Genomic DNA, 12,439 nt, shown 5'->3' with positions numbered 1-12,439 from the left:
TGAGCGCGGTCAGGCCAGGGCCTTCAGCACTGCGGCAATATCCTGCAACACAGCTTTTTCACCCCGTTCGCCCCAGAACAGGGCAATCATCTGCGGGCCGGCTTCGACCTTGTAGACGCTCTCGGGCAGGCGAGCGAACTGCTCGGCAAGGACGGGATCGGCGCAGGGTTCGCGCCATTGATTGAGCCAGGTGCCTGGTGTGGTCTGCCAGTAACTCCAGCTGTCTGCGCGCCCCTGGCGCCGGGGTTGCAGGTACTGCGCGCACGGGCTTGGCGGCTCCTTGGGCAGCCAGTGTGGCCACTCCTGGGGCGCCAGTTGCATGTTCAGGCCCATGCGCCGGGCTTCCATGCGCAGGGCCATCCGACCACTCTGGTTGCGCGAAGGACGCAGCCAGGCCAGGGGGCTGAGAATCAGCGCAAGGATTGACACCACTAGCCAGACCGTCATATCTGTTGTTCCCATAAAGCGTTGCAAATGAGCTGGTTAGCCGGGGTTGCAAGCGATCAGCCTGAAACCGACCATACTTGAATAATCGCGACTGTCAGGAGAGCTACTCATGCCCTACGAACACATACTGGTTGCCGTCGACCTGACCGAAGAATGCGATCCGGTCATCAAGCGCGCCCGCGAACTGGCCGCCCCCACCGGTACCAAGGTCTCCCTGGTGCATATCGTCGAGCCCATGGCCATGGCCTTTGGCGGCGATGTGCCAATGGACCTTTCGCAGCTGCAACAGCAGCAGTTCGACCAGGCCAAGGAGCGCATGGAGCGCCTGTTCAACAAGTACCCGGAAATCAACAAGGGCGACTCGCACCTGACCTACGGCCAGCCACGCCAGGAAATCCACCAGCTGGCCAAGGACCAGCAATGCGACCTGATCGTGGTCGGCAGCCATGGCCGCCACGGTCTCGCCCTGCTGCTGGGTTCCACCGCCAACGACGTGCTGCACGGCGCACCTTGCGATGTGCTGGCCGTGCGCCTGCAGAAAAAAGAGTAACGTTCGAGGCCCGGCGCAGGCTCATGCGCCGGGCCCCTGTCCTCAGCTGTCGAGCTCGGCCCAGCGCTCCACCAGCACGTCCAGCTCGGCCTGCATCTGCTCCAGGCGCGCCAGCACGGCGGAGGTCTGGTCGATCGGACGCTGATAGAACGCCGGGTTGGAAATTTCTTCCTGCACCGCGGCCATCTGCTGCTCCAGCTCGTCGATCTGCCCAGGCAAGGCTTCCAGCTCGCGCTGCAGCTTGTAGCTGAGCTTTTTCTTCGGCGCTTCGGCTGCCACCGGGGCTGCCACAGGTGCCGGGGCAACGGCTTCGACCACCGCCGTGTTCAGCTCCGACTTGCCCGATTTGCTTTCGCTGACACCCAGCAGCTTCGGCGAGCCGCCCTGGCGGATCCAGTCCTGGTAACCACCGACGTACTCGCGCACCTTGCCCTCGCCTTCGAACACCAGGGTGCTGGTGACCACGTTGTCGAGGAAGGCCCGGTCGTGGCTGACCATCAGCACGGTGCCCTTGAACGCCGACAGCACTTCTTCGAGCAGTTCGAGGGTTTCCACGTCCAGGTCGTTGGTCGGTTCGTCCAGCACCAGCAGGTTGGCCGGCTTGCTGAACAGTTTGGCCAGCAACAGGCGCGCACGCTCACCACCGGACAAGGCCTTGACCGGGGTACGGGCACGCTGCGGGCTGAACAGGAAGTCGCCCAGGTAACTGAGGACGTGGCGGTTCTGCCCGTCGATCTCGATGAAATCGCGACCTTCGGAAAGGTTGTCGATCACGGTCTTTTCCAGGTCCAGCTGATGGCGCAGCTGGTCGAAATAGGCCACTTCCAGGCGCGTGCCGGACTCGACCTTGCCGCTGGTGGGCTCAAGGTCGCCCAGCATCAGCTTGAGCAAGGTGGTCTTGCCGGTACCGTTGGCGCCGAGCAGACCGATGCGGTCCTCGCGCTGCAGGACCATGGAGAAGTCCTTGACCAGTTGCGGGCCGCCCGGGTGGTTGAAGCTGACATTCTCCAGGACCATCACCTGCTTGCCGGATTTTTCCGCAACATCGAGCTGGATATTGGCCTTGCCCTGGCGCTCGCGGCGTTCGCTGCGCTCCACGCGCAGGGCCTTGAGGGCGCGCACGCGGCCTTCGTTACGGGTACGCCGGGCCTTGATGCCCTGGCGAATCCACACTTCTTCCTGGGCCAGCTTCTTGTCGAACAGGGCGTTGGCGGTTTCTTCGGCCGCCAGCATGGCTTCCTTGTGTACCAGGAAGCTGGCGTAGTCGCCGTTCCAGTCGATCAGGCCGCCACGGTCCAGTTCGAGGATGCGCGTGGCCAGGTTCTGCAGGAAGGAACGGTCGTGGGTAATGAACAGCACGGCGCCGCCAAAACCGCTGAGGGCTTCTTCAAGCCAGGCAATGGCACCGATGTCCAGGTGGTTGGTCGGCTCGTCGAGCAGCAGCAGGTCGGGCTCGGAGACCAGCGCCTGGGCCAGCAGCACACGCCGGCGCCAGCCACCGGAGAGCTCGGCCAGGGTCTTGTCGGCCGGCAACTGCAGGCGGCTCAAGGTGCTGTCGACCAGTTGCTGCAGACGCCAGCCGTCACGCGCTTCCAGGTCGTGCTGGACGTGCATGAGCTTTTCCAGGTCGGCATCGCTGTGGATGTTCTGGCTCAGGTGATGGTACTCAGCCAGCAAGGCGCCGACGCCATCGAGGCCTTCGGCCACCACATCGAACACCGTACGACCGTCGGCCAGCGGCAGTTCCTGCGGCAACTCGCCGATCTTCAGCCCCGGGGCGCGCCAGACTTCGCCGTCATCGGGCTTCTGGTCACCTTTTACCAGGCGCAGCATGCTCGACTTGCCGGTACCGTTGCGACCGATGATGCACACCCGCTCACCACGGGCGATCTGCCAGGACACCTTGTCCAACAACGGCATGGCGCCGAACGCAAGGGACACATCGCTTAATTTGAGCAGGGTCATGATCTTCTCCAAAAACCGGGCGCGCATTCTACCCGACTTGGGCCCGCTTCACATTAAGCAGGCGATCCTACGGAATACTCCCACGACAGCCCGTCCAATAAACAACTCGATACAAGCACAATGCTTTCATCCGCCTGCGGCAAACGGCTAAGCTTAAGCAATGTATTTCAACAGTGCTGGCTTCGCCGTCACTTTTCATGGTCAAACTGCCCGGAAGTCTCATGCGCAGCCGCCTGTTCAGTCTTGTTTCCTGCCTGCTTCTCTCGGCCTCTGCGGCCAGCGTCGCCCAGGCCACCGATATCACCGTACAACGCCAGTACTACGATGAGGCCAAGCGCGCCCTGGCCAAGGGCGACAAGGGCCCGTACCTGCGCTACGCCCAGGCGCTGCGCGACTACCCGCTGACGCCCTACCTGGCCTACGACGAACTCACCGCCCGGCTGAAAACCGCCAGCAACGCGGAAATCGAGAAATTTCTCGCCACCCACGGCGACCTGCCCCAGGCCAACTGGATGAAGTTGCGCTGGCTGCGCTGGCTGGCCGAACGCGGCGAATGGGACACCTTCAGCCGTTACTATGACCCGAAGCTGAACTTCACCGAACTCGATTGCCTCGACGGCCAGCGCCTGCTGATCCAGGGCCAGCGCGCCGAAGGCTATGCCGCGGCGGAAAAACTCTGGCTGGTGGGCAAGTCCCAACCGGCCGCCTGCGACGCCCTGTTCGCCCGCTGGGCGGCTGAAGGCCAGCTCACCGAGCAGAAGCGCTGGGCGCGCACCAAGCTGGCCGCCCAGGCCCGCAACTACGCACTGGCCAATGCCCTGACCCGGGACCTGACTACCCTGGCACCACAGGGGCGCCTGCTGGTGGACGTGGCGCAGCGGCCGGAGCTGCTGAATCAGCCCGGGCGTTTCGTACCGGTCAACGAGGCCATGTCCGACGTGGTCAGCCTGGGCCTGCGCCGCCTGGCGCGCCAGGATCCGGAGCGGGCCATGGGCCTGCTCGACGACTACGCCAACCGCATGCATTTCTCCCGCGACGAAAAGGTCGCCATCGCCCGGGAAATCGGCCTGACCCTGGCCCGCCGCTACGACCCGCGGGCGCTGGACCTGATGACCCGCTACGACCCCGAACTGCGTGACAACACCGTCACCGAATGGCGCCTGCGCCTGCTGTTGCGCCTGGGTCGCTGGGAAGATGCCTACGAACTGACCCGGCGCCTGCCCCAGGACCTGGCCAGCAGCAGCCGCTGGCGCTACTGGCAGGCCCGCAGCCTGGAGCTGGCGCAACCGAAGAACCCTGAGGTGCCGCTGCTGTACAAGACTGTCGCCAACGAGCGTGACTTCTATGGCTTCCTCGCCGCCGACCGGGCGAAGACGCCATACCAGCTGAACAACAAGCCACTGGTGCTGAGCCCGGCACTGATGAACAAGGTGCGCAATACCCCGGGCATCCGCCGCGCCCTGGAATTCCACGCCCGCGGCCAGATCGTCGACGGTCGCCGCGAGTGGTACCACGTCAGCCGTCATTTCAACCGTGACGAGATGGTCGCCCAGGCCAAGCTGGCCTATGACATGCGCTGGTACTTCCCGGCCATCCGCACCATCAGCCAGGCCAAGTACTGGGACGACCTGGACATCCGCTTCCCGATGGCCCATCGCGACACCCTGGTGCGCGAAGCCAAGGTCCGCGGCCTGCACTCGAGCTGGGTGTTCGCCATTACCCGCCAGGAAAGCGCCTTCATGGAAGACGCCCGCTCCAGCGTCGGTGCCAGCGGCCTGATGCAACTGATGCCGGCCACCGCCAAGGAGACGGCACGCAAGTTCAGCATCCCGCTGGCATCGCCGGCGCAGGTGTTCAACCCGGACAAGAACATCCAGCTCGGTGCTGCCTACCTGAGCCAGGTGCACAGCCAGTTCAACGGCAACCGGGTTCTGGCTTCAGCCGCCTATAACGCCGGCCCCGGCCGCGTGCGCCAGTGGCTGCGTGGCGCCGACCACCTGAGTTTCGACGTCTGGGTCGAGTCGATCCCGTTCGACGAAACCCGCCAGTACGTACAGAACGTACTGTCGTATTCGGTGATCTACGGGAAGAAGCTCAATTCGCCACAGCCGCTGGTGGACTGGCATGAGCGGTATTTCGACGATCAGTAAGACTGCGCTGTAGCCGCTGCTTGTAGGAGCGGGCTTGCCCCGCGATCGGGCGCACCTCGCATCGCGGGGCAAGCCCGCTCCTACAAACCGGCGGCACCGACTACACAGGCACAATCCTATTCCAGCACTGTCACCGGCATCCCCACCTCCAGCACCCCGGTACCATCAGCCACCAGGTTCTGCCCGAACAGCACATCCCCCTCCTTCTGCCGATAGGTCTTGAGCGTGGTCAATGGCTCGCGATCCTCGCTACGTATGCCGGTCTGTGGATCGATGGTGGTCAGGATGCAGCGCTCGCAGGGCTTGATCACCCGCAACTCCAGCGCGCCGATGCGGATGCGCTTCCAGCCATCCTCGGCAAACGGCTTGGCGCCCTCCACTACCAGGTTCGGACGAAAGCGCAACATCTCCAGCGGCCGCCCGACCTTGTGCACCAGGTCATCCAGCGACGACTGGCCGATCAGCAGCAAGGGGAAGCCATCGGCAAACGCCACCCGATCGCTGTTATGGCCGTAACCACTGGGCAGGAAACGGGTGCGCTGCTCGGGCACATGCACCAGGCGCACGGCCTTGCCGATGAATTCGCTGAGCCACTGCGCAGCCTCGTCACCGGCATCCGGCACCCGGAAGGAATCGCGCCAGATCGTCACACCGCGCAGGTTGCTGTCGGCATCGGGCACCGGCACCGTCAGCGACTTGCGCCCGCTGGCGCCGAGGACCAGGCTGCCGTCCTCGCGGTAGAGCGCCGACAACTGGCTCATCTGCGGGTAGGCGCGCTGGGTCAGGAAGCGCCCATTGTCACGTTCTACCAGCATCCAGCGGCGATCGCCGCTCAAGCCCAGCAGGCCCACGCAGGACGTTTCCAGCGCCTGGGCGCGGGCGGATTTGAGCGGGTAACGGTACAGGGCACTCAGACGCATGGCGGTCAACCTTCCTTGTGAGTCGAAGCGCTAGCTTATACCGACTCAGACCGCCACTTCATCCAGCATCAGGCGTTGGCGCACTACATCGACCAGCTTGTCGGGCTGGAACTTGGAGAGGAAGTTGTCGCAACCGACCTTCTTCACCATCGACTCGTTGAAGCTGCCGGACAACGAGGTGTGCAACACCACATGCAACGAGCGCAAGCGCGGATCGTGGCGAATTTCGGTGGTCAGGCGATAACCGTCCATTTCCGGCATCTCGGCATCGGTGAACACCATCAGCAGTTTCTCGCAGACATCTTCCCCGGCATCGGCCCAACCCTTGAGCAGGCGCAGGGCCTTGAGGCCGTCACTGGCCACATGCATCTTCACCCCCAGTTGCGACAGGGTGTCGCGCAACTGGGCCAGGGCCACGGTGGAGTCATCCACCAGCAGCACTTCACGGCCACGGGCACGGGCCAGTACCGGGTCCTCGAGCTTGTCGCGCGAGACCTTGGCGCTGTACGGCACGATTTCGGCCAGCACTTTCTCCACGTCGATGATTTCCACCAACTGTTCGTCGACCTTGCTGATCGCCGTCAGGTAGTGCTGGCGACCGGCGCTGCTGGGCGGCGGCATGATGGCTTCCCAGTTCATGTTGACGATGCGGTCGACACCGCCGACCAGGAACGCCTGCACCGAGCGGTTGTATTCGGTGACGATGATGGTGCTGCCTGGCCCGGGCGTCAGCGGACGCATGCCGATGGCCTGGGACAGGTCGATCACCGGCAGGGTCTGCCCGCGCAGGTTGACCACCCCGCAGACGAAGGCATGCCGTTGCGGCATCAAGGTCAGCTTGGGCATCTGCAGCACTTCCTGGACCTTGAACACGTTGATGGCGAACAACTGTCGGCCGGCCAGGCGGAACATCAGGATTTCCAGGCGGTTCTCACCCACCAGCTGCGTTCTTTGGTCTACCGTGTCGAGAATGCCAGCCATTGAAGAACCCCCAGGTTTGTTCCAATAAATGAATCCGATGGCCCTGTATCGGCCAGTTGACGCGCAGCTTGACCCACCGAAGAAAATACCGCGGCAACGATTGATGTCATTTTACCATCATGCTTTACTGCGCTCATCGCCTTCCTGTCGCTAACACCCGCAAAGGGTCGCAAATAAACCAGCCCATCAGGGAAACCCCTAGTCGCAATCGGGTGCGACCTGATGTTCGCAATATCCATTAGCCATTAATGTGACGCCATTCTCATTGCATGAACGGAGTCAGGCTTTTGTCAGCGATCGCCTCAAAGTGGCCAACCCCTGCTCCAGCCCTTTGCGCTGGAGCCAACTGATGGCCAACGACTCACTGAACAGCATCGTCCTGCAGGATTTCCTGGCGAACGCCCAGGTCCTGCTGAGCCAAGCTGAAGAATGCCTGCAGCATCTGGCCCTGATCGACAACGATCCGGATGCCTGCCACTGCCTCAACGATACCCTGGCGACCCTGGTTGCACGCGCCCGGACCCTGGGGCTGATGGAAGTGGCCAGCTACAGCCAGCAACTCCAGCACCTGCTGGAAACGGCTCGAAGCACCAAGAGCCTGCCAGGCAGCGCCCTGCCGGCGCTCAAAGGCTGCCTGACCCTGCTGGCCTGGCAACTGGAACTGATCGACCCGCACACCGGCGACCTGGGCCTGGACACCGAAGAACAGGTGGCGCTGCTCGACAACCTGGCGACGGCCCTCAACCCGACGTCGACCTGCGCGTCCTGCACCTCGACCATGACGCCCTGTGTGCACCCTGCGCACGGACCGCACAGCGCAACTGCAGGCTCAACTGCGGGCAACTAAGGCGTAATTGGCAAAGTGTCCACTGACTGTTCGCAGCGCTCTGCGCTGCGGACTTTAAGTGTCAACTTTGCCGACCTGCCGATGACATCTGCACATGTTTTAGCCACTTGCAGATTTATTCATCTTGCGCATGTTTTGCCACCACCAGGTGATGGCAAAATGCTAGACATCCGCCCTCGACAGAACCCCCGTTACAGCCCGTAAAAACTGACGATTCAGGCAGTTATCAGAGCCCGCGACCAATTGAACTTGAAGTGATACCATGCACGCCGATAGAGGTTTGCCACAGCCTGGCCGATCACGTTCTCGATGATTCATTATCAAGCTAACGGTAGCTCATCACTGCTCCGAGTAGCGAGTTTCAACTGATAGTGAAGGCAATACGACAACGCCCCTGTTTTGACCTTTACAAGGCTTTCTACAGCGATATTTCAGTGGCTTCATTTTCTATGCATCCAAGCCTCAAGACTTTAACGCACTGGCGTCCCGGGGCCGCTCTATTGCGCGGGTTTACTGCGCTGCTGTGCCTGGCCTCGATCATTGCCAACCTGATGCTGTTCCTGCGGGCCCAGGCGATGCCGGCCAGCATACTGGTCCTGCACCTGGTGGCGATGTTGAGCATCGGCTGGCACCTGCGCCACTGGGCGCGCTCGATCGCCATGCGCCCGGCCGAACTTGCCAATCGCCTGCTCAAGGTCCAGGAAAGCGAACGCCAGCGCCTGAGTCGCGAGTTGCATGACGATATCGGTCAATTGCTGACGGCTGCCAAGCTCCAGGCCGACTGGCTTCAGCGTCGCGTACCGCAGGAGCTGCAGGAACACTGCAGCACCCTGCGCAACACCCTGGACGACACCCTGGCCAACGTGCGTGACGTCACCGCGATCCTCAACCCGCGCCAGCTGTCCAGCCTGGGCCTGGAGGCCAGCTTGCGCGCACATCTGTTGCGCACCCTGGAAAACACCAACCTGAACTGGAGCCTGGAATGCCGCCAGCGCCTGGGCGGCATTGCCGACGACATGGCCATCGCGGCCTTTCGCATCACCCAGGAAGCGGTCACCAACATTCTCCGCCATGCCGGTGCGCGCAACCTGGTGGTGCGCATCGAGCGCCTGCCCGAAGGCCTGTCGTTGTCCATCTGCGATGACGGCCAGGGCTTCATGCCGGCCAGCAACCCGGGCGAGCAGGGTCAGCGCGGCATGGCCGGCATGCTCGAGCGCGCCGCCCTGCTCGACGGCACCCTGTCCGTCAGTAGCCAGCCAGGCAAAGGCACGCGCATCGACGCCCTGTTTCCCTGGCCTCCCCGCACCCTCGAACGCGCCAAGACAAGTAACGCCCCATGACCTGTACATTGCTGCTGGTGGATGACCACTCACTGATCCGCGCCGGCGTTCGTGCCCTGGTGTCCGACATTCCCGGCTACACCGTCATCGGTGAGGGCGATGACGGCAACCAGGTGGCCGAGCTGGTGCAACAGCTGGACCCGGACATCGTCCTGCTGGACATCTCCATGCGCTCGACCAGCGGCCTGCAGGCCCTGACCCACCTGCGCGCCAGCGGCTGTCGCAGCAAGGTGCTGATCCTGTCGATGCACACCGATCCCGAGCTGATCATGCAGGCACTGGAAAGCGGCGCCCATGGCTACCTGCTCAAGGACACCACCGCCACCGAGCTGGAACAGGCACTGGCGGCGCTGCGCAGCGGCGAGCGCTACCTGAGCCCGGCGATCGCCCACACCGTGATCAACCAGGCCCTGCTACGCGCCCAGGCCAGCAAGCCACCGGCAGCGGAAAACCACAACCTGACGGCGCGCCAGCTGGAAATCCTGCGCCTGATCGTGCGTGGCAAATCCACCCGCGAGATTGCCCACGGCCTGGGCCTGAGCATCAAGACCGTGGAAACCCACCGCTCGCAGATCATGAAGCGCCTGCAGATCTACGATGTCGCCGGCCTGGTGCTGTTCGCCGTGCGCGAGCAGATCATCAGCCTCGACGACTGAGCAGCGCCGAGTCCTCCGGCAGGTGCACACGCAAGGCCCCCGCCAGCGCCTCGAAGCGCAGGCTGTCGGCCTGCAGGGGCTCGCCATCGAGGTTGATGTCCAGGCCCTGGGAACTGTGGATCTCGATCCAGGGCAGGCGCGCCCGCACGAACAGGTTATCCAGGCCAAGACCGTCGCTGAGCAGGCTGCGCAAGGTGCCTACCACCTCCTGGGGTGCCGGCAGGATACTGACGTCGAGCAAGCCGTCATCGACCTGCGCCTGCGGACACAGCACATGACCGCCCCCGGCCTGGCGACCGTTGCCAATGCCCAGGGCCAGCAGGTCGCCTTGCCAGTCGAAGTCTGGCCCTTGCAGCCGGGCCGACGCGGTACTGAGCTCACTGAAACGGGTAAGGCCGGTGAACAGATAGGCCGCGCCACCCAGGACTTTCTTCAGGTCTTCGGAGGTATTGGCCGTCACCTGGCTGCCGAATCCGCCCGTGGCCATGTTGAGAAACACCTGCTCGCCCACCCGCCCCACATCAATGGCCCGTGCGGGCGCCTCCAGCAGGGCCAATGCCGGCCCAGGCTCCAGCGGCACGCCGGCGGCGCGGGCAAAGTCATTGGCCGTGCCCAGTGGCATCAACACCAGGCTGGCCTGCCCCTTGGCCCTGACCATGGCTTCGGCGACGTCACGCAAGGTACCATCCCCGCCGCCGGCCACCAGTTGCCCATAGCCGGCCGCCAGGGCCTCGGCCACCAGCCGGGCGGCGTCACCGGGCTCCCAGGTCAGGCGCACATCGAGCTGCCAGCCACGCTCGCGCATGCCGCCGACCGCCGATCGCACCTGCTCGTTCATGGCTTGCTTGCCATGCAGGATCACCAATGCCTTGTGATGTGCCATCATGCCGCCCCTTGCAATAGATCCCGACTATCTCGACCACACGACCAAGCCCCTTGTTTCACCTTTGGTCGCGACGATCACGAAAAAACCGATTCCGCCGATACGAAACCATTGAAAGCGCCCGCACCCGAGCGCATCATTCGACAAATATTTGGCTTTACGCAGCAAGGAAAAAATAAAAGACATTTTATTGACGCTTTGCAACTCAAGGCTGTGAAATGAGCGCGCTGATTCCCTGCATCATCGCCGGCGGCGCCGGCACCCGCCTATGGCCGGTTTCTCGCGAAACCCAGCCCAAACCCTTCATGCGCCTGCCCGATGGCCAGAGCCTGCTGCAAAAGACCTTCATCCGCGCCTGCGGCCTGCCGGACGTCGACCGCGTACTGACCGTCACCAACCGCGAAGTGTATTTCAGCACCCAGGACGAATACCGCCAGGTCAATCATCAGGGCATGGCCCTGGACTTCATCCTCGAACCCTTCGGTCGCGGCACCGCCCCCGCCATTGCTGCCGCTGCCCTGCACAGTGCCCGCCTGTACGGCGAGGATGCACAGCTGCTGGTATTGCCGGCCGACCACCTGATCACCGAGCTTGCAGCCTTCGCAAACGCCGTCAGGGATGCCCGCGTGCTGGCACAGCAAGGTTGGCTGACCACCTTCGGCCTGGTGCCCGATCGCGCGGAAACCGGCTTTGGCTACATCGAGCAAGGCCCGGCCCTGGGCGAGCACGGTTACCAGGTTGCCCGCTTCGTCGAAAAGCCGGACGCCCCGACCGCCCGGCAGTTTCTCGCAGGCGGCCGGCACCTGTGGAATGCCGGGATGTTCTGCATGCGCGTGGACGCGATTCTGGCCGAGCTGCAACAGCATGCCCCCGAGCTGCTTTGCGCCGTCAACCACTGCCTGCAACTGAGCCCGAGCAAACAGGGCCAGGGTGAACTGCAACTGGAGCTCGACCCGGGGTCGTTCGCACCGGTGCCGGACATTTCCATCGACTACGCGGTCATGGAAGTCTCCAGCCGGGTCGCCGTCCTGCCCGCCGAACTGGGCTGGAGCGATATCGGTTGCTGGCAGGCCGTGCGCGAACTGCAGCAAGCCGACGCTAGCGGCAACCGCTGCACGGGCGAGACCGTGCTGCATGACGTGTCCAATTGCTACATCGACTCGCCACGCCGGCTGGTCGGCGCCGTGGGCCTGGACAACCTGATCATCATCGACACCCCCGACGCCCTGCTGATCGCCGACGCCTCGCGCAGCCAGGAGGTCAAGTTGATCGCCCAGCAGCTCAAGCGCCAGGGCCACGACGCCTGTCGCCTGCACCGTACGGTCAACCGCCCCTGGGGAACCTACACGGTGCTGGAGGAAGGCCCGCGCTTCAAGATCAAGCGCCTGATGGTCCGCCCGCAGGCATCGCTGTCACTGCAGCTGCATCACCATCGCAGCGAGCACTGGATCGTGGTCAGCGGCATGGCCCGCGTAACCCAGGGTGACGACGAATTCCTGCTCGGCAGCAACGAATCGACCTTTATCAAACCGGGGCGGGTACATCGCCTGACCAATCCCGGCGTGATCGACTTGATCATGATCGAAGTACAAAGTGGCGAATACTTGGGCGAAGACGACATCGTGCGCTTTACTGATAGCTATGGACGCGCCCCGGAGCCAGCCAGCGACTGACCCCGGGCGCGTCCTTTCATATCTGCA

The 12,439-nt window shown here is 63.5% G+C and carries 11 protein-coding genes; 6 read left to right on the top strand and 5 right to left on the bottom strand.

Annotation, left to right across the window (positions count from 1 at the left end):
* Positions 1-9 precede the first annotated feature (9 nt).
* The gene (locus tag M2D63_RS08945) at positions 10-447 is read right to left on the bottom strand and encodes a hypothetical protein (protein WP_285862505.1); all 438 of its coding nucleotides are present in this window, start codon (positions 445-447) and stop codon (positions 10-12) included.
* Between the two features lie 109 nt (positions 448-556).
* Between M2D63_RS08945 and M2D63_RS08940 the strand changes: the two genes are divergently transcribed.
* The gene (locus tag M2D63_RS08940) at positions 557-997 is read left to right on the top strand and encodes a universal stress protein (protein WP_285862504.1); all 441 of its coding nucleotides are present in this window, start codon (positions 557-559) and stop codon (positions 995-997) included.
* 42 nt (positions 998-1,039) lie between these two features.
* On the opposite strand, the gene M2D63_RS08935 is transcribed toward M2D63_RS08940, so the two are convergent.
* Positions 1,040-2,962 carry an ATP-binding cassette domain-containing protein gene (locus tag M2D63_RS08935; protein WP_285862503.1) on the bottom strand — a complete coding sequence of 641 codons (1,923 nt, stop codon included), beginning with the start codon at positions 2,960-2,962 and terminating at the stop codon, positions 1,040-1,042.
* A 221-nt stretch (positions 2,963-3,183) separates the two neighbouring features.
* Here M2D63_RS08935 and M2D63_RS08930 point away from each other — a divergent pair, with 221 nt between their 5' ends.
* Positions 3,184-5,112 carry a transglycosylase SLT domain-containing protein gene (locus tag M2D63_RS08930; protein ID WP_285862502.1) on the top strand — a complete coding sequence of 643 codons (1,929 nt, stop codon included), beginning with the start codon at positions 3,184-3,186 and terminating at the stop codon, positions 5,110-5,112.
* 116 nt (positions 5,113-5,228) lie between these two features.
* On the opposite strand, the gene M2D63_RS08925 is transcribed toward M2D63_RS08930, so the two are convergent.
* On the bottom strand, positions 5,229-6,032 hold the full coding sequence (locus M2D63_RS08925) for an MOSC domain-containing protein (RefSeq protein WP_285862501.1): 804 nt from the start codon (positions 6,030-6,032) through the stop codon (positions 5,229-5,231).
* Positions 6,033-6,077: 45 nt separating this feature from the next.
* A complete protein-coding gene (locus M2D63_RS08920; protein WP_285862500.1) occupies positions 6,078-7,013 on the bottom strand; it encodes a chemotaxis protein CheV in 936 nt (311 codons plus the stop codon).
* A 349-nt stretch (positions 7,014-7,362) separates the two neighbouring features.
* Here M2D63_RS08920 and M2D63_RS08915 point away from each other — a divergent pair, with 349 nt between their 5' ends.
* From M2D63_RS08915 to M2D63_RS08905, 3 genes are all read left to right on the top strand, one after another.
* Positions 7,363-7,860, top strand: a complete 498-nt coding sequence (locus M2D63_RS08915; protein ID WP_285862499.1) for a histidine kinase — start codon at positions 7,363-7,365, stop codon at positions 7,858-7,860.
* A gap of 449 nt (positions 7,861-8,309) precedes the next feature.
* Complete coding sequence (locus M2D63_RS08910; RefSeq protein ID WP_285862523.1) at positions 8,310-9,200, top strand: sensor histidine kinase; 891 nt, start codon at positions 8,310-8,312, stop codon at positions 9,198-9,200.
* A complete protein-coding gene (locus M2D63_RS08905; protein WP_285862498.1) occupies positions 9,197-9,856 on the top strand; it encodes a response regulator transcription factor in 660 nt (219 codons plus the stop codon). Before M2D63_RS08910 ends, M2D63_RS08905 begins: the two co-directional genes overlap by 4 nt.
* On the opposite strand, the gene yegS is transcribed toward M2D63_RS08905, so the two are convergent.
* On the bottom strand, positions 9,840-10,739 hold the full coding sequence (gene yegS / locus M2D63_RS08900) for a lipid kinase YegS (protein WP_285862522.1): 900 nt from the start codon (positions 10,737-10,739) through the stop codon (positions 9,840-9,842). The genes M2D63_RS08905 and yegS overlap by 17 nt on opposite strands.
* 218 nt (positions 10,740-10,957) lie before the next feature.
* Here yegS and M2D63_RS08895 point away from each other — a divergent pair, with 218 nt between their 5' ends.
* Positions 10,958-12,412, top strand: coding sequence for a mannose-1-phosphate guanylyltransferase/mannose-6-phosphate isomerase (locus M2D63_RS08895; RefSeq protein ID WP_285862497.1), 1,455 nt, complete (start codon positions 10,958-10,960; stop codon positions 12,410-12,412).
* The last annotated feature ends 27 nt before the right edge of the window (positions 12,413-12,439 follow it).

Origin of the sequence: Pseudomonas sp. BJa5 (assembly GCF_030272875.2) — a bacterium.
Taxonomy (GTDB): domain Bacteria; phylum Pseudomonadota; class Gammaproteobacteria; order Pseudomonadales; family Pseudomonadaceae; genus Aquipseudomonas.
This window is presented reverse-complemented; position numbering and strand designations above follow the sequence as displayed.